The sequence below is a fragment of the Bradyrhizobium sp. CB1717 genome, from assembly GCF_029714325.1.
Lineage (GTDB): Bacteria > Pseudomonadota > Alphaproteobacteria > Rhizobiales > Xanthobacteraceae > Bradyrhizobium.
In genome coordinates, this window is record NZ_CP121666.1 from 3,619,039 (window position 1) to 3,642,214 (window position 23,176).

General features: G+C 64.4%; 22 protein-coding genes. 14 read left to right on the forward strand and 8 right to left on the reverse strand.

Annotated elements, in window-relative coordinates; all coding sequences use genetic code 11:
• Positions 1-99: 99 nt before the first annotated feature.
• From QA649_RS17035 to QA649_RS17060, 6 genes are all read left to right on the forward strand, one after another.
• Positions 100-1,278 carry an ABC transporter substrate-binding protein gene (locus QA649_RS17035; RefSeq protein WP_283025210.1) on the forward strand — a complete coding sequence of 393 codons (1,179 nt, stop codon included), beginning with the start codon at positions 100-102 and terminating at the stop codon, positions 1,276-1,278.
• A 135-nt stretch (positions 1,279-1,413) separates the two neighbouring features.
• Complete coding sequence (locus tag QA649_RS17040; RefSeq protein WP_018643262.1) at positions 1,414-2,283, forward strand: branched-chain amino acid ABC transporter permease; 870 nt, start codon at positions 1,414-1,416, stop codon at positions 2,281-2,283.
• Between the two features lie 8 nt (positions 2,284-2,291).
• Positions 2,292-3,320, forward strand: a complete 1,029-nt coding sequence (locus tag QA649_RS17045) for a branched-chain amino acid ABC transporter permease (protein WP_283025211.1) — start codon at positions 2,292-2,294, stop codon at positions 3,318-3,320.
• Positions 3,317-4,072 carry an ABC transporter ATP-binding protein gene (locus QA649_RS17050; protein ID WP_283025212.1) on the forward strand — a complete coding sequence of 252 codons (756 nt, stop codon included), beginning with the start codon at positions 3,317-3,319 and terminating at the stop codon, positions 4,070-4,072. The genes QA649_RS17045 and QA649_RS17050 overlap by 4 nt, the downstream gene beginning before the upstream one ends.
• Positions 4,065-4,778 (forward strand): ABC transporter ATP-binding protein, encoded by a 714-nt coding sequence (locus QA649_RS17055; protein WP_283025213.1) that lies wholly within the window; start codon positions 4,065-4,067, stop codon positions 4,776-4,778. The genes QA649_RS17050 and QA649_RS17055 overlap by 8 nt, the downstream gene beginning before the upstream one ends.
• 68 nt (positions 4,779-4,846) lie before the next feature.
• The gene (locus QA649_RS17060; RefSeq protein WP_283025214.1) at positions 4,847-5,965 is read left to right on the forward strand and encodes a cobalamin-independent methionine synthase II family protein; all 1,119 of its coding nucleotides are present in this window, start codon (positions 4,847-4,849) and stop codon (positions 5,963-5,965) included.
• Positions 5,966-6,022: 57 nt separating this feature from the next.
• Here QA649_RS17060 and QA649_RS17065 read toward each other — a convergent pair whose 3' ends face one another.
• The 5 genes from QA649_RS17065 to QA649_RS17085 form a co-directional block, all read right to left on the reverse strand.
• A complete protein-coding gene (locus QA649_RS17065; protein ID WP_283025215.1) occupies positions 6,023-7,138 on the reverse strand; it encodes an acyltransferase in 1,116 nt (371 codons plus the stop codon).
• Between the two features lie 16 nt (positions 7,139-7,154).
• Entirely contained in the window at positions 7,155-7,880 is a 726-nt protein-coding gene (locus QA649_RS17070; RefSeq protein ID WP_283025216.1) for a site-2 protease family protein, read from the reverse strand.
• Positions 7,877-8,806, reverse strand: coding sequence for a DUF2167 domain-containing protein (locus QA649_RS17075; RefSeq protein WP_283025217.1), 930 nt, complete (start codon positions 8,804-8,806; stop codon positions 7,877-7,879). The genes QA649_RS17070 and QA649_RS17075 overlap by 4 nt, the downstream gene beginning before the upstream one ends.
• Before the next feature lie 247 nt (positions 8,807-9,053).
• Complete coding sequence (locus QA649_RS17080) at positions 9,054-10,775, reverse strand: caspase family protein (protein ID WP_283025218.1); 1,722 nt, start codon at positions 10,773-10,775, stop codon at positions 9,054-9,056.
• 89 nt (positions 10,776-10,864) lie between these two features.
• Complete coding sequence (locus QA649_RS17085; RefSeq protein WP_283025219.1) at positions 10,865-12,178, reverse strand: retroviral-like aspartic protease family protein; 1,314 nt, start codon at positions 12,176-12,178, stop codon at positions 10,865-10,867.
• Between QA649_RS17085 and QA649_RS17090 the strand changes: the two genes are divergently transcribed.
• The 6 genes from QA649_RS17090 (at position 12,152) to QA649_RS17115 (ending at position 19,411) form a co-directional block, all read left to right on the forward strand.
• Entirely contained in the window at positions 12,152-13,507 is a 1,356-nt protein-coding gene (locus QA649_RS17090; RefSeq protein WP_283025220.1) for a hypothetical protein, read from the forward strand. The genes QA649_RS17085 and QA649_RS17090 overlap by 27 nt on opposite strands.
• 63 nt (positions 13,508-13,570) lie before the next feature.
• A complete protein-coding gene (gene metK / locus QA649_RS17095) occupies positions 13,571-14,767 on the forward strand; it encodes a methionine adenosyltransferase (RefSeq protein WP_283025221.1) in 1,197 nt (398 codons plus the stop codon).
• 200 nt (positions 14,768-14,967) lie between these two features.
• Positions 14,968-16,389, forward strand: coding sequence for an adenosylhomocysteinase (gene ahcY / locus QA649_RS17100; RefSeq protein WP_260389495.1), 1,422 nt, complete (start codon positions 14,968-14,970; stop codon positions 16,387-16,389).
• Positions 16,390-16,549: 160 nt separating this feature from the next.
• On the forward strand, positions 16,550-18,010 hold the full coding sequence (locus QA649_RS17105; RefSeq protein ID WP_283025222.1) for an NAD(P)/FAD-dependent oxidoreductase: 1,461 nt from the start codon (positions 16,550-16,552) through the stop codon (positions 18,008-18,010).
• Positions 18,011-18,150: 140 nt separating this feature from the next.
• Positions 18,151-18,813 (forward strand): ParA family protein, encoded by a 663-nt coding sequence (locus QA649_RS17110; RefSeq protein ID WP_283025223.1) that lies wholly within the window; start codon positions 18,151-18,153, stop codon positions 18,811-18,813.
• On the forward strand, positions 18,776-19,411 hold the full coding sequence (locus QA649_RS17115; RefSeq protein WP_283025224.1) for a phasin family protein: 636 nt from the start codon (positions 18,776-18,778) through the stop codon (positions 19,409-19,411). The genes QA649_RS17110 and QA649_RS17115 overlap by 38 nt, the downstream gene beginning before the upstream one ends.
• Before the next feature lie 25 nt (positions 19,412-19,436).
• Here QA649_RS17115 and QA649_RS17120 read toward each other — a convergent pair whose 3' ends face one another.
• The 3 genes from QA649_RS17120 to QA649_RS17130 are packed head-to-tail and all read right to left on the reverse strand — an operon-like array spanning position 19,437 to position 21,678.
• Positions 19,437-20,684, reverse strand: coding sequence for an MFS transporter (locus tag QA649_RS17120; protein WP_283025225.1), 1,248 nt, complete (start codon positions 20,682-20,684; stop codon positions 19,437-19,439).
• A gap of 30 nt (positions 20,685-20,714) precedes the next feature.
• Complete coding sequence (locus tag QA649_RS17125; RefSeq protein WP_211403981.1) at positions 20,715-20,951, reverse strand: 4-oxalocrotonate tautomerase family protein; 237 nt, start codon at positions 20,949-20,951, stop codon at positions 20,715-20,717.
• Positions 20,952-20,967: 16 nt separating this feature from the next.
• The gene (locus tag QA649_RS17130) at positions 20,968-21,678 is read right to left on the reverse strand and encodes an SDR family oxidoreductase (RefSeq protein ID WP_283025226.1); all 711 of its coding nucleotides are present in this window, start codon (positions 21,676-21,678) and stop codon (positions 20,968-20,970) included.
• A 213-nt stretch (positions 21,679-21,891) separates the two neighbouring features.
• Between QA649_RS17130 and QA649_RS17135 the strand changes: the two genes are divergently transcribed.
• Positions 21,892-22,815, forward strand: coding sequence for a LysR family transcriptional regulator (locus QA649_RS17135; protein WP_260389500.1), 924 nt, complete (start codon positions 21,892-21,894; stop codon positions 22,813-22,815).
• A 147-nt stretch (positions 22,816-22,962) separates the two neighbouring features.
• Complete coding sequence (locus QA649_RS17140; RefSeq protein WP_014493894.1) at positions 22,963-23,118, forward strand: hypothetical protein; 156 nt, start codon at positions 22,963-22,965, stop codon at positions 23,116-23,118.
• Positions 23,119-23,176 lie beyond the last annotated feature (58 nt).

The window sequence follows — 23,176 nt, forward strand, 5'->3', positions numbered from 1 at the left end:
GTGGCCGCACGGCATGGCTTGTCCGTAAGTAAAGCGCGGCAAGGACCGGGCACTCGGTCCGGCTCACAAGAGGTCAGGAATGAAGGGGAGGGACATCTGATGTTCGAACGCAAGATTTTTTCGCGCACCGCAGCGGCCGCTGCCATCGCGGGCCTCGCGGCCGTCGCGCCCGCCAAGGCGGAAGACACGGTCAAGGTCGGCCTCATCCTGCCGATGACCGGCGGCCAGGCCTCGACCGGCAAGCAGATCGAGAACGCGATCAAGCTCTACATGCAGCAGAAGGGCGACACCGTCGCCGGCAAGAAGGTCGAGATCATCCTCAAGGACGATGCGGCGATTCCGGACAAGACCAAGACCGCCGCGCAAGAGCTGATCGTCAACGACAAGGTCAACTTCATCGCCGGATTCGGCGTGACGCCCGCCGCGCTCGCGGCTGCGCCGCTGGCGACGCAAGCCAAGATTCCGGAAGTCGTGATGGCGGCCGGTACCTCCATCATCACCGAGCGCTCGCCCTACATCGTGCGCACCAGCTTCACCCTGGCGCAGTCCTCGACCATCATCGGCGACTGGGCGGTGAAGAACGGCATCAAGAAGGTCGCGACGCTGACCTCGGACTACGCGCCGGGCAATGACGCGCTCAACTTCTTCAAGCAGAACTTCACCGCGGGCGGCGGCGAGGTGGTCGAAGAGGTCAAGACGCCCTTGCAAAACCCCGACTTCGCGCCGTTCCTGCAGCGCATGAAGGATGCCAAGCCCGACGCGATCTTCGTGTTCGTGCCGGCGGGCCAGGGCGGCAACTTCATGAAGCAATATGCCGAGCGCGGCCTCGACAAGGCCGGCATCAAGGTGATCGGGCCGGGCGACGTCACCGATGACGACCTGCTCAACAACATGGGCGACGCCGTGCTCGGCACGGTCACCGCGCATCTCTACTCGGCGGCGCACCCCTCGCAGATGAACAAGGACTTCGTCGCGGCCTACAAGAAGGCCTTCGGCAACCGTCCGGGCTTCATGGCGGTGAGCGGCTATGACGGCATCCACCTGATCTACGAGGCGCTGAAGAAGACCAATGGCGACACCAACGGCGACAAGCTGATCGAGGCGATGAAGGGCCAGAAGTGGGAGAGCCCGCGCGGTCCGATCTCGATCGACCCCGAGACACGCGACATCGTGCAGAACATCTACATCCGCAAGGTCGAGAAGGTCGACGGCGAGCTCTACAATGTCGAGTTCGCGACCTTCGAGGCCGTCAAGGATCTCGGCAAGACCAAGAAGTGACGCGCGAAAGCGCGTCATCCCCGAGCGCGCTTAGCGCGCATCGGGGTCTCGAAATTGTTGAAACGAAATTCCGGGTTCAGCGCTTTCGCGCTGCCCCGGAATGACGAGTGATTACCAGGGTTCACCCGCTTTAAGATGACCGCGATCCTCACCAACCTGTTCGATGGCGTTGCCTACGGCATGCTGCTGTTCGTGCTCGCCTGCGGGCTTGCGGTCACGCTCGGCCTGATGAACTTCGTCAACCTCGCGCATGGCGCCTTCGCCATGGCCGGCGGCTATGTCTGCATGGTGCTGGTCAACCGGATGGGCTGGCCGTTCTTCGCCGCGCTGCCGCTCGCCTTCGTCTCATCGGCGGCGATCGGCATCGCGCTGGAGCGCACGCTCTATCGCCATCTCTACACCCGCAGCCATCTCGACCAGGTGCTGTTCACCATCGGCCTGACCTTCATGTCGGTCGCAGCCGTCGACTACATCCAGGGCTCCTCGCGCGTGTTCATCAACCTGCCGGCCGCGCTGCAGGGCCAGTTCGACGTGTTCGGCGTCGGCATCGGCCGCTACCGCCTGATGATCATCGTGATCTGCGGCCTGCTCACCATTGGTCTGCAGATGGTGCTGGCCAAGACCCGTTTCGGCAGCCGCCTGCGCGCCGCGGTCGACGACCCGCGTGCCGCGAGCGGCCTCGGCATCAACGTGCCGCAGGTGTTCGCCTTCACCTTTGCGTTCGGTTGCGGGCTCGCGGGCCTCGGCGGCGCGCTCAGTGCCGAGATCCTCGGCCTCGATCCCTATTTCCCGCTGAAGTTCATGATCTACTTCCTGATCGTGGTCACCGTCGGCGGCTCTTCCTCGATCACAGGCCCGTTCCTGGCCTCGCTCCTGCTCGGCATCGGCGACGTCGCCGGCAAATACTACGTGCCGAAGATGGGGCCCTTCGTGATCTACACCATGATGATCGTGATCCTGATCTGGCGCCCGAACGGCCTGTTCGGTCGCACGGCTGCGCGTTGAGTTCGCCGATGACCGCTGCTTCCGACGTCGGTTTTCACGCCCAGCGCCAGGCGCGCTGGCACTACGGCGAAGTCGCCTTCTGGCTCATCGTGCTGGCCTGCGGTTTCGCATTTCCCACGCGCTATCTGATCATGACCGACATCCTGCGGCTTGCGCTGTTCACGATGTCGCTCGATCTGATCCTCGGCTATGCCGGCATCGTCTCGCTCGGCCATGCCGCGTTCTTCGGCGTCGGCGCCTATGCCGCGGGGCTGCTGGCCCTGCACGGAATCATCAACGAGCCCGTGCTGGCGCTCATCGTCGCGGGCCTCGCCGCGATGGTGCTCGGCTTCGCCACCAGCTTCCTGGTGATCCGCGGCGTCGACCTGACCCGGTTGATGGTCACGCTCGGCATCGCGCTGCTGCTGGAGGCGCTCGCCGAGCGCTTCTCCAACATCACCGGCGGCACCGACGGCCTGCAGGGCATCGAGATGCAGCCGATCTTCGGCGAGATCCCGTTCGACATGTTCGGCAAGGCCGGCTTCTTCTATTCGCTGGCCGTGCTGTTCGTCCTGTTCCTGTTCGCCCGCCGCGTCGTGCATTCCCCGTTCGGCCTGTCGCTGCGCGCCATCAAGAACAATCCGTTGCGCGCCGCCGCGATCGGCATCCCCGTCAACCGCCGCCTGATCGCGATTTACACGCTCGCGGCATTCTATGCCGGCATTGCGGGGGCGCTGTTCACCCAGACCACCGCAATCGCCTCGCTCGACGTGTTCGCCTTCGAGCGCTCCGCCGACCTCATGCTGGTGCTCGTGATCGGCGGCACCGGTTATCTCTATGGCGGGCTGATCGGCGCGGTGGTGTTCCGAATGCTCCAGGAATTGTTCTCCACCATCACGCCGCAGTACTGGCAGTTCTGGATCGGCCTCGTGCTGGTCGTGATCGTGCTGGTCGGCCGCCAGCGCCTGCATCGCTGGGTGCTGTATGTGCCGAACCTGATCATCAAGCAGGTTGCGGGACGCAAGGCCGTCGTCGCCGTGCCGGAGAGCGACGCATGACCATCGCGCTCGAAACCCAAAATCTCGAAAAGACTTTTGGTGGCCTGCGCGTCACCCGCGACCTGTCCCTGAAGATCGAGCAGGGCGCCCGCCACGCGCTGATCGGCCCCAACGGCGCCGGAAAGACCACCGTGATCAACCAGCTCACCGGTGTGCTCAAGCCGAACTCGGGCCGCATCCTGCTTGAAGGTCAGGACATCACCGACCTGCCCGTGCACAAGCGCGTGCTGCGCGGCCTTTCGCGCACCTTCCAGATCAACCAGCTCTATCCCGACCTGACCCCGCTCGAGACCATCGGCCTTGCCGTGTCCGAACGCCTCGGCCATGGCGGCGACTGGTGGCGGCGGATGGGGACGCGCAGCGACGTCAACGGCGAGATCGCCGAACTGCTGACACGCTTCCATCTGCTCGACGTCATGAACGAAGAGACCGTGACGCTTCCTTACGGCAAGCAGCGCCTGCTTGAGATCGCGGTCGCGATCGCCGCCAAGCCGCGCGTGCTGCTGCTCGACGAGCCCGCCGCCGGCGTGCCCGAGAGCGAGCGCCATGACATTCTCGCCGTCGTCGGCGCGCTGCCGCGCGACGTTACGGTGCTGCTGATCGAGCATGACATGGATCTCGTCTTCTCCTTTGCCGACCGCATCTCGGTGCTGGTTTCCGGCGCGCTGCTGACGGAGGGCCCGCCCGAGCAGGTCGCGCGCGATCCGCAGGTGAAGGCGGTCTATCTCGGCGAGGAGGCGGTCAATGTCTGACCTGCTCGCGATCGATGCACTTCGCGCCGGCTATGGCGAGGCGGTGGTGCTGCCGAAGATGACGCTCAGTCTTGCCGAAGGGCAGGTGTTGGCGCTGCTCGGGCGCAACGGCACCGGCAAGACCACGCTGATCAACTCCATCGTCGGCGTCACCCGCCGCTTCTCCGGCACCGTCGTGCTGGCCGGCACCGACGTCACCACCTTGCGGCCCGACCAGCGGGCGCGCGCCGGCATCGGCTGGGTGCCGCAGGAGCGCAACATCTTCCGCTCGCTCACGGTGGAAGAGAACATGACCGCGGTGGCCCAGCCGGGCCCCTGGACGGTCGAGAAGGTCTACGAGATGTTCCCGCGGCTGAAGGAGCGGCGGAGCAATTTCGGCAACCAACTCTCTGGTGGTGAGCAGCAGATGCTGGCGATCGGCCGCGCGCTGACCCTCAACCCGAAGGTCCTGCTGCTGGACGAGCCGACCGAGGGCCTTGCCCCCATCATCGTCGAGGAGCTGCTGAAGGCGATCGGCACCATCACCCGGGCTGGAGGCATCTGCTCCATCATCGTCGAGCAGAATGCCCAAAAGATTCTGGGGCTTGCCGATCGCGTTGTGATATTGGAGCGCGGAACGATCGTCCACGACGCCCCGAGTGCCGCGCTGAAGGCCGACCCGTCGGTCCTGGAGCGCCATCTCGGTGTCGCCGGAGCGGCCCACTGATCTTTGCCTCTCCCCGCTTGCGGGGAGGGGCGTACAACGAGCGCCGACTGAAATTGGGAGAAACAAGAATGCAGCGAACCAAAGCCCCCTTCCGCGCCGACGAGGTCGGCAGCCTCCTGCGCCCCGCCAAGATCAAGGAAGCCCGCAGCCGTCTGGAGAAGGGCGAAATCTCGGCCGACGATCTGCGCAAGATCGAGGACATGGAGATCGAGAAGGTCGTGCACAAGCAGGCCTCGCTCGGGATGAAGCTCGCCACCGACGGCGAATTCCGCCGCTCCTGGTGGCATTTCGATTTCCTGGCCAAGCTCACCGGCTGCGAGCTGTTCCACCCCGACACCGGCATTCAGTTCACGGGCGTGCAGACCCGTCACGACGCGGTGCGCGTGATCGGCAAGCTCGACTTCCCCGATGACCACCCGATGCTGGACCATTTCCGCTTCCTGAAGAAGGTCGCCGACCAGGCCCACGTCACCGCCAAGATGACGATTCCCTCGCCGGCCGTGCTGCACTTCCGCGGCGGCCGCAAGTCGATCTCCAAGGACGTCTATCCCGATCTCGAGGCCTTCTACGAGGACCTCGGCAAGACCTACCGCAAGGCGGTGAAGGCATTCTATGACGCCGGCTGCCGCTACCTTCAATTCGACGACACCGTCTGGGCCTATCTCTGCTCGCAGGACGAATTGCAGAAGGCGCGCGAGCGCGGCGACAATCCGGACGGCCTGCAGCAGATCTATGCCCGCATCATCAACTACGCGCTGGCCGAGAAGCCCGCCGACATGGTGGTGACGACGCATGTCTGCCGCGGCAATTTCCGCTCGACCTGGATCTCCTCGGGCGGCTACGAGCCGGTGGCCGAGACCCTGCTCGCCGGCACCAATTACGACGGCTACTTCCTGGAGTACGATTCCGACCGCGCCGGCGGCTTCGAGCCGCTGCGCTTCCTGCCCAAGGGCAACAAGGTCGTCGTGGTCGGCGTCATCACCTCGAAGTTCGGCGAGCTCGAGAAGAGGGACGACATCAAGCGCCGCCTGGAAGAAGCCGCCAAGTTCGCGCCGCTGGAGCAGCTCGCGCTGTCCCCGCAATGCGGCTTTGCTTCGACCGAAGAGGGCAACATCCTCTCCGAGGAGGAGCAGTGGGCCAAGCTGAGCCTTGCGGTCGAGATTGCCAAGGAAGTGTGGGGGCAGTGATCCGGCGCAGCCAGCCCATCGCGTGAGCGATGCATCAGGGCTGCTCGATCGGCGACATCAGAGCGGGGCCGGACTTGTCCGCCCCGCTTTTCTTTTGCGCAGCAGAGTGCTGCGGATCAGCCGCTGCGCCGGCGCCTCGAACCAGCGATAGGTGAGGTGCGAGGCAATGAGTGTCGGCAGCACGTAGGCCGCCCAGAACAGGTGACTGCCATAGGGAATCGGTCGCTGCATGGCAGCGCAGGCAAGCGCGATGACGAGCTGGATGGGGAAGTGCAGGAGATAGCAGGAATAGGTCATGTTGCCGGCCGCCTCCAGCAATGTCTCGATCCGCCGCGGCAAGGTGAGCTGGCCCGAGCAGCAGAACAACAGGATCGGGGCATAGGTCAGTAGTAGCGGTCCTGCGACCGGGACGAGCTCGATGTCCGCCAGCCAGAGCGCCGCGGGCACCGCGATGACGGCGCACCCGGCTATCGCCTCCAACATTCGTCGATGCCGGGACAAGGCGACGGCCTGCCGGGCCATGGCTGCAACCCCGCCTGCATAGAAGAAAGCCAGGCTGGTTCCGAGCTGGGTGCCGAACGTGATCGAGGCGAGGATCACGACCAGATTGAGCAGCGGGGATGCGGTCACAAAGCGCAGCGTCAGGAAGAAGGTCGCATAGTCCAGGATTTCGACCGAGACCGACCAGATCGGTCCGTTGAAGCTTTCGCTGCGTGGCGGCAACCAGTCGCTCGCCATGAACAGCTGCGCGATGAAGTGTGGGACATCGTTGTTCTGATAGACGAAGTAGAAGCCATGCTGCGCGAAATAGACCGGCTGCAGCACGGCGACCAGCACCAGCGTCGCGATATGGAGCGGGTAGAGTCGCGACAGCCGGTACACGAAGAAGGTCGGGCCATCGATCGTGCGATCGGCGACGACGGCGCGATACTTCCAGAAGAAGATGAAGCCCGAGATGCACCAGAAGAACCAGACGCCGTATTCGCCGGCCTCGTAGAACGGGAACAGAGCCTGATAGAACGGCAGCTCGCTTCTGGTGAGATTGATGCGGGGGCCGCCAGCGAAGGCGAAGTGCTGATAGTGCCAGAGCAGAACGGCGACGGTTGCAAGGAAGCGCAACCCCTCCAGACCCAGGAGCTTCTGGGCCTCCGGCAGTGTCGACGTTTTCGGCATGACGATACTGCCTCGGCTACCCCTGCCGTGTCATCGGCCCCAACATCTCGTGGACATCGTAGGTCATGACCGCGAGCAGGGCTGCGAGCGCCAGATAGGCGCTGCCATATTCGAGCTTGGTCTGGAGCGGCACGCCGTAATAGGCGACGTTCTCGGGCGCATGCGGATCGTATCGCCACGCGCTGATCAGTTGCGGGGCCGCGAGAATTGCCACGATGAGCAGCATCGGGCTTGGCCGGTACAGCACCAGTGCAACCAGGATAGGCACGCCGACGAACCAGATTCGCGGACTGAGGACGGCCGTCACGCGGCCGCCGTCGAGCGGCGAGATCGGCAGCAGATTGAACAGATTGAGGAACAGTCCCGCATAGGAGATCGCGAGCAGGAGGGCGCTGTCTTCCGATCTTGCCCACAGATAGACCGCGAGCGCGGCGGCGGTGCCGACCACAGGCCCCGCAATCGCTACATAGGCCTCCGTCTCGACGTCGACCGGCTTGTCCTTGAGCGCGATCCACGCACCGACGAACGGAATGAAGGCGGGTGCGCCGACATCGAGGCCGCGCTGGCGCGCGGCGACGTAGTGTCCCATTTCATGCGCGAACAGGAGTGCGATGAAGCCTGCCGCATAGTGCCAGCCCCAGATCGTCGCGTAGACCGCGAGCGACAGCAGCATGGTGCCGCCGCTGGTAGCGAGCTTTCCCCATTTCAGCCCGGAGAACAGCAGCAGAAAGAGAGTCTTCATGCCGTGCCGCCGGCGGAATCGCCGCGCGGCTTGCGACGGAAGAATTTCGCCACGCCGGCGCCGGCGACCGCCAGACCGAAGATGATGGCCTTGGCGAACTTGAGCACAAAGGCAAGCAGCACCGCAAACAGGCCGAGCTTCTTGGCGGCGACGCCGCCGACCAGGGCGAGCAGGCCGTATTCTGCGATACGGTCGGTCGAGGCGCTGAAGTCCTCGTAGCGCTTGCCGGATTGATAGGAGAGGTTGGCGAGCAGTTCGTGAGCCGCTCCCTTGTCCGTTGCGATCCGGCCCGAGTCCGACAGCAGGTTCAGGCTGAAATAGCCTTCGCGCCCCAAAGCGTATGTGTTGTAGTTGACGTCCTTTTCGGCGTTGTCCGGCGCGCCCTTGTCCTTGCCGAGGACCGACCACACCAGACGGTGCGACACGGCATCGTATTTCGGCGGCTCGATCCAGCCGATCACTTCCATCTCGGGAAATCCGCGGGCGAGGCGGTCCTTGTTGGACTCCTCGACGCCTTCCTTCAGGTTCTTCAGGAGGTCGTCCGCATTCCAGTCCTTGGCGGCATCATCTTTGATGTAGCCTTCCTTGATGTGGTTGATCACGACCAGCCACCGGTCGTTCTGCCGGGTGCCGAGCACGAGACCGACGAATGTCGCCTCATGCACGACATTGCCGAGAGCGCGCATGACCCGTGCCCCCTCGGCTTTCGGCACGAAGAAGTTGCCGGTCGGGATTTTCAAAGTCGCCTGATCGATCAGCGGAATGTCGGCAGGACCGGCGGCGCCGGCATTGCCGGCTGCCTGCCACGCGGCGGCAAGCTCCGCCTTGCGCGCCGCCTCGCTCGATTGTGCACCTTGCGAGAAACCAGGTTGTGATCCGAATAAGACAGACAGGGCGATGCCGACGGCGGCAACGAATTTTCCCACAAGTTCCCCCAACCACCAGTCCACCAACGCGTTGGTGTTGCCGGTATTGTAGGATAACGATAGGCGGCAGGACAGAGCAGCCGCAGGTTGCGTTCGACTATCTTGTGGGCTGTTGCAATTTTAGCGCGCTGGTGCCTGATGTCGTCACCCTCGCTAGAACCGCAATCGCAACCGGATGAGCGTGGCGATATGCGAGCCTACTTGTTCCCGGGTGCACTCATCGGGCTGTGGACCATGCAAGCTTGCCTCACTTCTCCGCCAGATAGACCTCACCCAGCAGCGACGAATTCGACCACGGAACCTGCTTGGTCTTCGTGCTCGAGACCACCTCCGCCCGCACGCGCGTGAGCATCTGCTGCACCTCCAGCCCGGGCGTGCCGATATGGCGGGACAGTGCGGCGGAGAACGGCGAGTTGGCGCCTTCGCCGTCGAGCGCGACCTGCCCCGGTGCGGTGGCGAAAGCGATCAGGGTGCCGGCCCCCAGCGTTGCGCCGGCGCCCAGGCTCGTGGGCGCGGCGAGACCTGAGGCCCCCTCAATGCCGCGATTGGTGCCGGCGCTCGCCACCTGCTGCGCCATCGGATTGTTGCGGCAGGCATCGAAGATCAAAATGTTGGTGCGGACCTGGTCGTCGAGGCCGGCCATGATCGTGTCCATGTCGATCATCGCCTCGGTCATCCCCGTGCCGGGCTTGAGCTCGACGTCGACGGGAATGAGATAGTTGCGGCCGTCGACCTGCACGCCGTGACCGGCGTAGTAGACCAATGCCACTTGCGCCCGCGCGGCCTCGCGCAGAAAGTCGCGCGTCATCTTCTGCATCGCCGCGCGATCGAGATCGACGCCCTCCGACACGGTGAAGCCGATGTCGCGCAGGCTTTTGGCGACCGCGCGCGCATCGTTGGGCGGATTGGGCAGCGCCTTCACATGCGCATAGGCGCCGTTGCCGATGATCAGCGCCATGCGCGTGCCGCGACCGGCGGGAGCGGGCGAGGGGAGAGGTGCCGCGCCGGTCTGCTGCGGGGCAGGGGATGCCGCCGGCTGCGTCGCGGGGGAAGGCGCATCGCGCGGGATCGGCGCGGCCGCATCCGTCACCAGTGACAGTCGCACCTTTGCGGTGGCCTGGTTGGCCTTGCTGCCGGCATCGGACGCCACGATCGCGAGCGTCGCCTTGTAGTCCTCGCGGGCGTGGGCGTAGTCGCCCTTGGCCTCATAGGCAAGCGCGCGATGGATGTAGCCCGAGATCAGCACGCTGTTCGGCGGCGTCATGATGTTGACCGGGGGCTTGTCCTTGGCGAGCCGGATCGCCTCGCTCCCGTCGGCGATGGCGCGATCGAAATCGCCCCTGGCGCGCCAGATCGCGGTGCGGTTGATCAGCGGCTGCGGCAGCGACGGGTCGAGCCGGATCGCCTGGTTGATGTCCGCGAGCGCGCCGTCGAGATCGCCGAGGGCTTCCTTCGAGATGCCGCGGTTCTGGAGCGAGAACGCCGATTTCGGATCGGCCTTGATTGCGGCATCGTAGTCGGCGATCGCCTTGGCGTAATCGCGCTTGCCGCGCCAGGCATTTCCGCGATTGTGGAAGATGATGCCGCTGGGCGGGCCGAGCTTCAGCGCATCGTCGAAATCGGCGATCGCGATGTCGTAGTCGCCCTTGTCGTAATAGGCCGAGCCCCGGAGATTGTAGACCGCCTGGCTCGGCTGCAGCCGGATCGCTTCGGTGGCATCAGCGATGACCTTGGCGTAGTCGCCCTTCTTGTTCCAGCCCACGGCGCGCCAGAAATACACGGTCGCGAGCTGCCCGCCCTTGAAGACCTTCAGCGCGATGATCTTGGTGCAGGCGTCGACCATCTGGTCCGCCGGCGTGGTCTCGGTGGTGCAGAGCGGCCCGAGCTGGTTGCGCGCCTGCGCGTAGACCGGCGCGCACCAGAGCATGGCGGCGAGCAAGGCAGGGAGGACCAGGAGCAGACGGCGCAAGGAGACCTCGGCTGCGGCGATTTGATGGGAGTGTCTGCTCTTGGTCGTCCGCGCCGCTTTTCGGGTTCACGGCGTGACCGTCTGCAACGTTATTTCCTGGGTTGGCGGGTGCGGATCTCGATCGATCCGCTCGCCATCTGGACCTCGAACCGGGACAGGAAGCTCATGCCGAGGAGGCCGTCGACCCCCGCGCCAAAACCCTTGTCGTCGCCGCCGAGGACCGCGACAGGTACGTTGGCCGCTTCGAGCTTGCCCAGCAGGACCTTGTCGGCTTTGGAGAGTTTTGCCTTCGCTTCCCCGTTGGCTGTGACCAGCGTGATGTCGCTGGAGCCGCCGTCCGCTATCTTGGCCTTGCTTGCGAACGCCGATTTCACCGACACATAGCTCGCGCCGGTGTCGAGGACGAACAGTCCGCGCACGCCATTGATCTCGGCTTTCACAGTGACGATGCCCTTCGGCCCGTGCATCGGGAAGCTTTCCTTGCGGGCCTCGGTCGACGAGACGCAATTGCCCTGCCGCTCGTAGTCGGCGATCATCTTTTGGGTCCGGCTGTTGTCGCGCGTCGCCGGATCCAGCGCGACCCAGCGGTTGATCGGGGCCGTCGCCTCACAGAACTGCTTCAGAGCGGCATAGGCGCCCGCCATGCGCAGGAAGACGCGGCTCGAGATCGATTTCTTGTCCGCGCCATAGAGCTCGATGGCGTCGGAATAATCGGCCAGCGCACGGCGATAGTCCTGCAGGCCTTCGAGCGCGACACCGCGCAGGTAATGCGCGTCGTGATTGCTCGGAGCGCGTCGCATGAACTCGTCGCCGACTTCCACAGCTCGAGGATAGTCCGTGAGCTTGAGGTAGATGTTGATCGAGCGATGCAGCGCCGTGATCGGCGCGCCGCAATTCATGACGAACTTGTAGAGCCCGTCAGCGGCCTGTCGCCGGTAGCCGAGCTTGTCCAGCATCAGCGCGAGATCGCTGATGCTTTTCTGATCGCATGGCTCGCGCTTCAGCTCTTCCAGTCGCAGCCAGACATATGGGTCGCGTGCGGCCGCGACGGGCAGGGCGCCGATCTTGTCATAGACGGATGCAAATAGTTCGTCCGGGTTCTCATCCAGGTAACCTGCGCGTGCGCCGCCCGATAACGCCGCCAGCAGACACGCGGCGAGCCAAAACAACCTCAACATATGCTGCCCTGAACATTCCCTTTCGCCATCTATACCGACAAGTGTGGGCGCGGCCAAACACACGATGAGGGTGTCTTCCTGGAGCACAGGGCGGGCCCGCAGAAGGCGGATGTAGAGAAATTCCAGAAGGGATTTCCTGAGTGGGCAGAATTTGCTAGGAAGTTGGTCCCAACTCTTCTGCCCACCGCTCTCCCATCCATGAAGAACGACGAAATCCTGAGCCAAATCATCGAGTTCTGCCGCAAGGCAGGCATGGCGGAATCGACGTTTGGCCGGCGTGCGGTGAACGATGGGAAGCTCGTGCAGCGCCTGCGCGAGGGCAAGCGCATCACCATCGACACGCTGGAGCGGATCCAGGCCTATATCGCCGCATCGACGACCGGCGGCCTGCCGCCGCCGCGGGGGCTTCAGGTGCCGCCCGAGAAGCGCGATCCCCGCGGCAATTTCCGCTTCTTCGAGAACCGGCAGAAATATCTGCTGTTCGTCCACACCTGCAGCGAAAAGCGGGTGATCGCGGACCGGGTCGCGCTGGAGCTTTCCGCCATCCATCCGCGCCCGCCGGCGCTGCGCATTTTCGACGCCGGCGTTGGCGACGGCACGGTGCTGGCACGGGTGCTGCGCGCGACACATCAGCGCTACCCGCATATGCCGTTCTATGTGGCCGGCAAGGAGCTCAGCCTCGAGGACCTGCGGCTGACGCTCGAGAGGGTGCCGGATCGCATTTTCGAGCATCCGGCGTCGGTTTTCGTCTTCACCAACATGTTCTATTCGGAGGCGCCCTGGCTGACCCCGGCCTCGCCCGCGGCGGCAGCCGCCACCGTCTGGCACGAGGTCCCGCTGCGGGGCGCATCATCGGGCGAGTTCGAGCAGCAGATCGCCGAGCTGCGGCCGTTCCTGGAGCAGAACTGGCGCGCCGCGATCAGTCCCCGCACAGCCATGCCGCTCTACGAGCGCCCGGTCGTCCTCGTGCTCTATCGCGAGGACCATAGATTCCTGCTGGATTCGACCATTCCGCGGCCGGGCCAGACCGAGGCCAATTTCGACCTCGTCATCGCATCCCAGCCCTACCGTGCGCTGTCCTCGGTCAATTTCCGGGCAAAGCGGATCATTGCACCCCTGGCGCGCGCCCTGCGGCCGGGTGGACGGCTGATCGGTATCCACTCCCATGGCCAGGATCCGGGCATGGAAATGATCCAGGCGATCTGGCCCGGAGAAAATCCTTTCTCGGTGAGCCGTCATGAGCTATTGCGCGCCGTGAAGTACGAGCTTGGGTCGTTGGGCCGCGACTTAAATTTTAATGCTTATGCTGATAACCGCTCGATCTTCAGGTATGATATGGAAGCTCTGCCCAACGAGGTTACCGGCAATATCGGAACCTCGACGGCCTTTGCAGCGTGGAATGCGGCGGTGTATGTCGCTCAGATCGAGGACGACCGGTTGACAGAAATGACTCAAAACGGCCGCACTCTGGATGCCGCCAGGGACGTGCTGAGAAAGTACAACGGCCTCTGGTTTCTTGACGAATCCTACGTCATCTCGCGCCGGCGTGATTGACACAATCCAACGGCAAACATCGCAAACGAACCGCCGTCGACTGGCGGAACAAGGGGTTACTTGATGCGCGCGTCCTATCTCTTCACCAGCGAGTCCGTGTCCGAGGGCCATCCGGACAAGGTCTGCGACCGGATCTCCGATGAAATCGTCGATCTGTTCTACCGCGAGGGGCCGAAAGCCGGCATCGACCCGTGGCAGATCCGTGCCGCCTGCGAGACGCTCGCGACCACCAACAAGGTCGTGATCGCAGGCGAGACCCGCGGTCCGAAGTCCGTCACCAACGAGCAGATCGAGAGCGTCGTGCGCGCGGCGATCAAGGACATCGGCTACGAGCAGGAAGGCTTCCACTGGAAGACTGCCGACATCGAGATCCTGCTGCATCCGCAGTCGGCCGACATCGCCCAGGGCGTCGATGCGCTGCAGCCGGGCGAGGTCAAGGAAGAGGGCGCCGGCGACCAGGGCATCATGTTCGGTTACGCCACCAACGAGACGCCGGACCTGATGCCGGCACCGATCTTCTACGCTCACAAGATCCTGCGCCTGATCTCCGAAGCCCGTCACTCCGGCAAGGAGAAGGTGCTCGGTCCGGACTCCAAGAGCCAGGTCACCGTCCAGTACGAGAACGGCAAGCCGGTCGGCGTGCGCGAGATCGTGGTCTCGCACCAGCATCTGGTTCCGGATCTCAGCTCGAACCAGGTCCGCGAGATCGTCGAGCCGTACGTGCGCGAGGCGCTGCCGAAGGACTGGATCACGCCGAAGACCATCTGGCACATCAACCCGACCGGCAAGTTCTACATCGGCGGTCCCGACGGCGACTCCGGCCTGACCGGCCGCAAGATCATCGTCGACACCTATGGCGGCGCGGCCCCGCACGGCGGCGGCGCGTTCTCTGGCAAGGATCCGACCAAGGTCGACCGTTCGGCGGCTTACGCGGCGCGCTACGTCGCCAAGAACATCGTCGCCGCCGGTCTTGCCGACCGCTGCACGCTGCAGCTCGCCTACGCCATCGGCGTGGCGCGCCCGCTGTCGATCTACATCGACACCCACGGCACCGGTAAGGTGTCGGAGGACCAGCTCGAGAAGGCCGCCGCCAAGGCGATGGACCTCACCCCGCGCGGCATCCGCAGCCATCTCGACCTCAACCGCCCGATCTACGCGCGCACCTCGGCCTACGGCCATTTCGGCCGCACGCCCGACAACGAGGGCGGCTTCTCCTGGGAGAAGACCGATCTCGTCGAGCAGCTGAAGCGCGCGCTCTAATGCTCTTACCTCGCCCCGCTACGGGGAGAGGTCGCCGCGAAGCGGCGGGTGAGGGGGACTCTCCGCAAGCTCGGTGCTTGGATGGAGCCCCTCACCCCGGCCCTCTCCCCGTAAGAACGGGGAGAGGGAGAAATGGTGCCACATAGCGTTCAGCTTGCCTTGGTACTGACACGCCAGCCCTTACTGATTAGGAAACAGACATGAACGCGAAGCCCGGCTTCACCGATTACATCGTCAAGGACATTTCGCTCGCCGATTTCGGCCGCAAGGAGCTCTCGCTGGCCGAGACCGAGATGCCCGGCCTGATGGCCACCCGCGAGGAGTTCGGGCCGAAGCAGCCGCTGAAGGGCGCGCGCATCGCAGGCTCCCTGCACATGACGATCCAGACCGGCGTGCTGATCGAGACGCTGGCCGCGCTCGGCGCCGACATCCGCTGGGTCTCCTGCAACATCTATTCGACGCAGGATCACGCCGCTGCCGCGATCGCGGCCGCCGGCATTCCCGTCTTCGCCGTCAAGGGTGAGACGCTGACCGAGTACTGGGACTACACTGCAAAGCTGTTCGACTGGCACGGCGGCGGTCACCCGAACATGATCCTCGATGACGGCGGCGATGCCACCATGTACGTCCATCTCGGTCTGCGCGCCGAGAACGGCGACACCGCCTTCCTCGACAAGCCCGGCTCCGAGGAAGAGGAAGTCTTCTTCGCGCTTCTCAAGAAGCAGCTCAAGGAAAAGCCGAAGGGCTACTTCGCCGCGATCGCCAAGAGCATCAAGGGCGTGTCCGAAGAGACCACCACGGGCGTGCATCGTCTCTATGACATGCAGAAGGCGGGCACGCTGTTGTGGCCGGCCATCAACGTCAACGACAGCGTCACCAAGTCGAAATTCGACAACCTCTATGGCTGCCGTGAATCGCTGGTCGACGGCATCCGCCGCGGCACCGACGTGATGCTGTCGGGCAAGGTCGCGATGGTTGCCGGCTTCGGCGACGTCGGCAAGGGCTCGGCCGCCTCGCTGCGCCAGGCCGGCTGCCGCGTCATGGTGTCGGAGGTCGATCCGATCTGCGCGCTGCAGGCCGCGATGGAAGGCTACGAGGTCGTGACCATGGAAGACGCCGCGCCCCGCGCCGACATCTTCGTCACCGCGACCGGCAACAAGGACATCATCACCATCGACCACATGCGCGCGATGAAGGATCGCGCCATCGTCTGCAACATCGGTCACTTCGACAACGAGATCCAGATCGCGTCTCTGCGCAATCTGAAGTGGACCAACATCAAGCCGCAGGTCGACGAGATCGAGTTCCCCGACAAGCACCGCATCATCATGCTGTCCGAGGGGCGCCTCGTGAACCTCGGCAACGCGATGGGCCATCCGTCCTTCGTGATGTCGGCGTCCTTCACCAACCAGACGCTGGCGCAGATCGAGCTGTTCGCCAACAACAACGACGGCAAGTACAAGAAGGAAGTCTACGTGCTGCCGAAGACCCTCGACGAGAAGGTCGCCCGCCTGCACCTCGCCAAGATCGGCGTCAAGCTCACCGAGCTGCGCAAGGACCAGGCCGACTACATCGGCGTGAAGCAGGAAGGTCCGTACAAGTCGGACCACTACCGCTACTGATCTGCTGGTTCGACCGACCATCGACGCAAAGCCCCGGAGCGATCCGGGGCTTTGTTGTTTCGGCGCATGGAATTCAACTCGCTTTGCAGTTGCGGCACAGCCGATTGCCAATTGACGGCCAGCGGCGGCGGGCGGACAATCCTCCTTCGCGGAGGAAACCATGCAACAAGAACATTTCGATGTGCTGATCGTCGGCGCGGGCTTGTCCGGCATCGGCGCGGGCTATCATTTGCAGAGCAGGTGCCCCACCAAGAGCTACGTTATCCTGGAGGGGCGCGACTGCATCGGCGGCACCTGGGATCTATTCCGCTACCCCGGCATCCGCTCCGACAGCGACATGTTCACGCTCGGCTATTCGTTCAAGCCGTGGACCGATCCGAAAGCGATCGCCGACGGGCCGCAGATCCTCAACTATGTGCGCGAGACCGCTAGCGAGAACGGCATCGACAGGCACATTCGTTTCCGCCACCGCGTCAAGAGCGCGGCGTGGTCGACGCCGGAGGCACGCTGGACCGTCGAGGCCGAGCGTATCACGGGTGAGGGCGCGACCGAGCTGGTGCGCTTCACCTGCAATTTCCTGTTCATGTGCTCGGGCTACTACAAATACGAAGCTGGCTACACGCCGGAGTTCAAGGGGGCGGCTGATTTCGCCGGCCGCATCGTGCATCCGCAGAAATGGACCGAGGACATCGACTACGCGGGCAAGCGGGTCGTCGTGATCGGGTCGGGCGCGACTGCGGTGACGCTGGTGCCGGAGCTTGCCAAGAAGGCGGCGCAGGTCACCATGCTGCAGCGCTCGCCGACCTATGTGGTGTCGCGCCCGGCGCAGGATCCGCTCGCCAACAAGCTGCGCCGCAATCTGCCGGCGCAGCTTGCCTATCATCTGATCCGCTGGCGCAACGTGATGTGGGGGATGTTCTTCTTCCAGCTCAGCCGGCGCAGGCCCGCGAAGGTGAAGGACCTCATCCTCAAGGGCGTACAGATGGCACTCGGGCCCGACTACGACGTCGCGACCCATTTCACGCCACGCTACAATCCCTGGGACCAGCGTCTGTGTCTCGTTCCCGACGGCGATCTCTTCAAGGCGATCCGCGAAAAGCGTGCCGCCGTCGTCACCAACGAGATCGATACGTTTACGCGCAACGGTATTCGTCTCAAGGACGGCAGCGAGCTCGTCGCCGATATCATCGTGACAGCGACGGGGCTGGTGCTCCAGGTCGTCGGCGGTCTCGAGGTCAGCGTCGACGGCCGCACCGTCGATTTCGCCAAGACGCTGACCTACAAGGGCATGATGTATGCCGACGTGCCGAACATGGCCTCGGCCTTCGGCTACACCAACGCGTCCTGGACGCTGAAATGCGATCTCACCTGCGAATATGTCTGCCGGCTCATCAACTACATGGACCGGCACAATTTCCGACAATGCATGCCGCACAATGACGATCCCGAGATCACCGCGCAGCCCTCGCTCGATTTCACCTCCGGCTACGTGCAGCGCTCGGTCACGAAAATGCCCAAGCAAGGCTCGAAGCGGCCGTGGCGGCTGTACCAGAACTACGCGGTCGACATCGTCTCCTTACGCTTTGGCCGGATCGACGACGGCGTGATGCAGTATTCCTGAGCTTGCCGAGTAGGATACGGCATAGTCTCGCGTTCGCTTGAGACGAATCGCGACTTGCGGTAGTGTTTTTGCGCTGCAAGAAGTTTATTTCCGACGACGTCTGAGTTCCGCGTCGTTGCCGTCTTGAGGGAGCGCGGGACATGCACGTCCTTGCCCTGGTCACGCAAAAAGGCGGAAGCGGCAAGAGTACGCTGTCCGTTGGACTGGCGGTGGCAGCAATGCAGCGCTCGGAGCGCGTCGCTCTCATCGAGGCGGACGCGCAAGGTACGATCTCGAAATGGAAAGAGCGCCGCGAGAAGCCCTATCCTCGCGTCGAGCGCGTAACCGATCCTGCCGAGATCGAACCGTTGATCGCGCGCCTGAGGGCCGAAGGCGCCTGGCTTGCCATAATCGACACAGCTGCCACGACCAACAGCCTGGCGATGCGCGTCATCGCCTGCGCCGATCTCTGTCTCATCCCGGCGCGCCCGAGCCCGGCCGATATCGAAGCCGCAATCCCTACACTGATCGCCATTCGCAGGCTCAACCGGCGATTTGCCTTCATCCTCAATCAGACGCCGACGCGGGGAGGCCGGCTGAGCGAGGCTGCCACATCGCTAAGCTCGCTCGGTGTGCTTGCGCTTCCGTTTGTTGCGCAGCGTAACGATCACCAGGATGCGCTCGGAACAGGGTTGGGCGTGACCGAGTTCGCACCGGCGGGCAAAGCTTCGGACGAAATTGTCAGTTTGTGGGGTTGGATCGCGGCGCACTTGGCCGAGGAGTCGGATGATTATGGGAAAGGCGCGCTCAAAGCTGCCTGCTGACGCTGCCCGCGCCGGGCGTCGCTCGCTGCTGGAACTGGCGGCGGAAGTGAGCCGGGCGGTCGACGAGGGCTTGGCCATGCCGCCGGGCTCGGTCGCCGTCTTCCCCCAGGATGCGCCGCAGATCGCGCAAGCAGCGCCTGCTGCGATGACTGTTCCGGTACAAGAAGCGGCCACCGTTATCGTTGCAAGACCTGAACCTCCGAGCAGTACCACCACTGATCTCATCGTGGACATGGCCAAGGAGTATCAAGCCCGCGCCTTGGACGGCATGAGCGCTGCGCTCAACTACGCCAATGACCTCGCAAAGTCACGGCTGGCCGGTGTGACATCAGAGGCCAATGGAACCGTCGTCGCGGAAAGCGACCTCATCGACGTGATTGGAACGGCAGCCGAGTGTCGCACCGTCGTGCTCGAACTGATGAAGGTCAATGCGGGCGCGACCTTGGAGTATGCGCGGGAGCTAGGCCGTGCAAAAACGCTGGCGGAGTTGGTTGAGCTGTCGGGCACGCATGCGCGAAAGCAATGTGAGTTGGTCCTGAGGCAAACCGAGTTGCTGAGGTCGCTTGCTCAAAGCATGACGAAGCCCAGTGCCGGGTAATGCCGCTCGCCTGCCATCATCGCGCTCAGGATCTGCGCGGGACGATCAGGGCGAGGCCGAGATCGATCGCCAGTGCCAGCACCACCGCGCCGCCACCGAGGCCGAACAGGACCAGATAGTCTCCGCCGGTTTGCGCGTAGATCCAGGAGAAGCCGTAGGCCGCGGCCGCCTGGAACAGCGCGAAGCTGGTGGTGGCATGGCTCCAGGTCGCGCGTTGCTGCTCGGTCGAATGAGGCACGAGCTCATGGATGCGTCCGAGCACCAGCGGCACGATGCCCGGCGTGAAGCCGCCGACCACGACGCTCGACACAATCAGGGAGAGCGGCGCGGTGCTGACGGTCGGGAGCAGCACGGCCGCCGCCTCGATCAGGAACGCCGCACGCAGGGCGGGACCAAAACCTGAGCGGTCGCCGAGATGGCCGGTGACGAGCGGGCCGACGATCGCGCCGAGGCCGTACAGCACCCAGTAGCGCGATCCCGCGGCGATGCCCTGTCCGAGGCCTCGCGCCACGAAATCCACGATGAAGACCATATGCGGCACCAGCGCCACGGCGTTGAGACCATACTGAACGAGCAGCGCACGGGCGGCGAACGAGGTGCGATGCGGCTTCGCCTGGTGCGAAGGCGCGGCATCACCTTTGGTTTCCGCAGGCCAGTTCCACCAGCTCGCGAGCGTCAGCACGGCCGCGAGCACACCGAGACCATACCAGCTCTGCTGCAAACCCTGTTGCAATAGCAGCGGCACCAGCGTGCCCGATGCTGCGACGCCGAGCCCGACGCCGGAAAAAATCACGCCGCCGACGATGCCGCGCTTTGCGGGCGAGGTGTGTGGAAGAACGACGGAGGCCGCCAGCACCATGATGATGCCGCCGGTGAGCCCCGACAGGAAGCGCCAGCCGAAGAACCAGGTGAACGACACCGGGGCTGAGCTCGCAAAGAAGGAGAGGGTGGCGAGCAGCATCATCGCCCGCAGCGCACGGACTGCGCCGACTTTGCTGGCGACGGCGCGTGCCGCGAGCGCGCCGGCGAGATAGCCGGCGAGGTTCGCAGCGCCGAGATAGACGACATCGGAGGCGCTGAACCACTTTGCTGCGATCAGCGCCGGGATCAGCGGCGTATAGGAAAAGCGGGCGAGGCCGAGCCCGACCAGCGATGCGGACAAACCCGCCACGGCGTATCGCCAGGTTTGCTGTGAGGATGTTTGTTGTGACGCCGATCCCGGCCGCTGCTGCGGCCGGGTCTCGACGTGTCGCTTCGAATCTGTGTTGGTCATGTCATCCTCCTGCGCGCGACAGCGCGCGGATCATCCTGTCTGGGCGGCGCGGCGGCGCCGGAATTCCTGCACGGGCAGGCCGCCCCAGCCCCAATTGTCGGTGTCGACTTCCTCGATCACCACGAAAGTGGACTCGAGCGGCTTGCCGAGCACGTCCAGCAGGAGCTGGCTCGAACCCTTGATCAGCGCCGCCTTCTCCTCCGCCGTGAGCGACGCCGCACCCGGCGTCGTTCCCTCGCGGGTCACTTGAATGGTGACGATGGGCATTGTCTTTCTCCTCGGCTCAGTGGCCGGCGCTCTGGCCGCCGTCGACATGCAGGATCTCGCCGGTGACGAAGGAGGCACGTTCGAGATAGAGCACGGCATCGACGATGTCGGACATCTCGCCCATGTGGCCCAGGGGATGCATCGCGCCGTACTGCGCATGCGTCGCGACGGCGTGCATCGGCGACTTGATGATGCCGGGCGACACAGCATTTACGCGGATGCCGCGCCTGGCGTATTCGATCGCGAGCGATTTGGTCGCGGAGTTCAGCCCGCCCTTGCTCAGCGAGGCCAGTACCGAGGGCACGTTCGAATTGGCGTGGTCGACCAGTGTGGTCGTGATCTGGACCACGTGGCCGGATCCCTGCTTCTCCATCTCGGCAATGGCGAGCTGCGTGATGTTGAAGAAGCCCGCGACGTTGGTGCCCATCACCGCCGCATAATCTTCGGCCGTGTACTGCGTGAAGGGCTTGGCGACGAAGATGCCGGCATTGTTGACCAGCGTGTCGACGCGGCCGAAGCGGGCGATCGCCTGCGACACCACGCGCTCGGCGGTGGACCGGTCGGCGATGTCGCCCGCGACGGCGAGGACGTCATCGTCGCCCGACGGCTTGATGGAGCGCGCCGTTGCGACGACACGATAGTTGCGATCGCGAAAACCCTGCACCAGGGCGGCGCCGATACCCTGTGATGCACCGGTGATGATGGCGACTTTCTGCTCGATACCCATGACGGACTCCTCTTTTTGGCTTGAAGACCTGCGCCAGCAGCCGCTGGCTTGCCCGCTGAGGTACGCTGCGGCGGCTTGCTTGCGAATATCCGCTGCCCGGCAGACACTCTTTCGCGGCGCGAACGAATGCCGGATCGTCGCCCGGTGGCGGTTGTCGCGACCGCAGCGAACGCCTAGCCTGCAGCTGAAATCTCGGGGGACGGCGGGACGCGCATGGATCGTCTGGATGCGATGAACGTGTTTGTGCTTGCGGTGGACGAAGGAAGCCTCGCCGCCGCAGGCCGCAAGCTTGGCCGCTCACCCGCGGCGGTGAGCCGCGCCATCGCCTTCCTGGAGGAGCGCGTCGGTGCCGAGCTGCTGCACCGGACGACACGCTCGATCAAGCTGAGCGAGGAGGGCGAGCGCTATGTCGCGATCTGCCGCCGCGTGCTCACCGAGCTCGAGGAAGCCGAGGACATCGCGGCCGGACCGCGCACGGCGCCGCGTGGTCTGCTCACGATCACTGCTCCGGTGGTGTCGGGCGAGATGGTGCTGCGGCCGATCCTCGACGCATTCCTCGATGCCTATCCGACCGTATCGGCAAAACTGCTGCTGTTCGACCGTGCGGTCAATCTGATCGAGGAGGGCGTCGACGTCGCGCTTCGCATCGGTCCGCTGGCGGATTCGGCGATGGTGGCGATGCGGGTCGGCGGGATCAGCCGTGTCGTGGTGGCTGCTCCCCGCTACCTGAAACAGCATCCGCGCATCACCGAGCCGGGCGATCTCGCAAAACACCAGATCGTCGCGATGGCGCATCTGCCCAATTCCTGGACCTTTGCGCCGCAGGCGGGCTCGTCGGCGCCGCGAACCGTGCAGTTCACCCCGCGGCTCGTCGTCAACAGCACCTACGCGGCGGTGGCCTCCGCTGTGGCCGGGCGCGGCGTGGCGCGGATGTATTCGTACCAGGTGGCCGAGCAGGTCGGGCGCGGCGAGCTCGAGATCGTGCTGGCAGACGATGAGGATCCGGAGATGCCCGCGCATCTGATCTGCCCGCAGGGCCGGCTCTCGGTTCCCAAGGTGCGGGCCTTTACCGACTTCGCCGTGCCCCGGCTGAAGAAGCAGTTTGCGCTGCTGAAGAACAGCATCAAGGCGCGCTGAGCCGCTTCGCGCCGGCCGCAATGCGTTGTTTTGCGTATACGGCGGGCCGGCTGAATCGGCGATGGTTCCCAAACGGTTAACGCGCGTTTAACGGATGAGTCCTAGCCTGTCTCGGCCGGGGTTACTCGCAAGGCCGAGGTGAGCCCAATGGAAGCCCAGAAGATTGCAGTCGACGCCGTCGTCGCGCTGACCGACTGCGACCGCGATGCCGTGATCGCGTTCATCCGCCGGCTCTACCTCGCCGGCGTCACCGACCCCAAGCGGCTGACCTTCAAGGGTCTCCAGGCGCTGTCGCGGGCCTGATTCGGTTCGTTTCGGCCGGTTTAGCCCCAAATTCCGTTCCCTTGCTCTCTCCGGCGTG

Bases quoted from the DNA above. Each gene is read 5' to 3' on its own strand.
- QA649_RS17135 (WP_260389500.1), top strand. From the start codon at position 21,892: ATGGATCGTCTGGATGCGATGAACGTGTTTGTGCTTGCGGTGGACGAA.
- QA649_RS17060 (WP_283025214.1), top strand. From the start codon at position 4,847: ATGCAGCGAACCAAAGCCCCCTTCCGCGCCGACGAGGTCGGCAGCCTC.
- QA649_RS17070 (WP_283025216.1), bottom strand. From the start codon at position 7,880: ATGAAGACTCTCTTTCTGCTGCTGTTCTCCGGGCTGAAATGGGGAAAG.
- QA649_RS17035 (WP_283025210.1), top strand. From the start codon at position 100: ATGTTCGAACGCAAGATTTTTTCGCGCACCGCAGCGGCCGCTGCCATC.
- QA649_RS17140 (WP_014493894.1), top strand. From the start codon at position 22,963: ATGGAAGCCCAGAAGATTGCAGTCGACGCCGTCGTCGCGCTGACCGAC.
- ahcY (WP_260389495.1), top strand. From the start codon at position 14,968: ATGAACGCGAAGCCCGGCTTCACCGATTACATCGTCAAGGACATTTCG.
- QA649_RS17055 (WP_283025213.1), top strand. From the start codon at position 4,065: ATGTCTGACCTGCTCGCGATCGATGCACTTCGCGCCGGCTATGGCGAG.
- QA649_RS17065 (WP_283025215.1), bottom strand. From the start codon at position 7,138: ATGCCGAAAACGTCGACACTGCCGGAGGCCCAGAAGCTCCTGGGTCTG.
- QA649_RS17090 (WP_283025220.1), top strand. From the start codon at position 12,152: ATGAAGAACGACGAAATCCTGAGCCAAATCATCGAGTTCTGCCGCAAG.
- QA649_RS17105 (WP_283025222.1), top strand. From the start codon at position 16,550: ATGCAACAAGAACATTTCGATGTGCTGATCGTCGGCGCGGGCTTGTCC.
- QA649_RS17115 (WP_283025224.1), top strand. From the start codon at position 18,776: ATGATTATGGGAAAGGCGCGCTCAAAGCTGCCTGCTGACGCTGCCCGC.
- metK (WP_283025221.1), top strand. From the start codon at position 13,571: ATGCGCGCGTCCTATCTCTTCACCAGCGAGTCCGTGTCCGAGGGCCAT.
- QA649_RS17120 (WP_283025225.1), bottom strand. From the start codon at position 20,684: ATGACCAACACAGATTCGAAGCGACACGTCGAGACCCGGCCGCAGCAG.
- QA649_RS17125 (WP_211403981.1), bottom strand. From the start codon at position 20,951: ATGCCCATCGTCACCATTCAAGTGACCCGCGAGGGAACGACGCCGGGT.
- QA649_RS17130 (WP_283025226.1), bottom strand. From the start codon at position 21,678: ATGGGTATCGAGCAGAAAGTCGCCATCATCACCGGTGCATCACAGGGT.
- QA649_RS17050 (WP_283025212.1), top strand. From the start codon at position 3,317: ATGACCATCGCGCTCGAAACCCAAAATCTCGAAAAGACTTTTGGTGGC.
- QA649_RS17045 (WP_283025211.1), top strand. From the start codon at position 2,292: ATGACCGCTGCTTCCGACGTCGGTTTTCACGCCCAGCGCCAGGCGCGC.
- QA649_RS17110 (WP_283025223.1), top strand. From the start codon at position 18,151: ATGCACGTCCTTGCCCTGGTCACGCAAAAAGGCGGAAGCGGCAAGAGT.
- QA649_RS17040 (WP_018643262.1), top strand. From the start codon at position 1,414: ATGACCGCGATCCTCACCAACCTGTTCGATGGCGTTGCCTACGGCATG.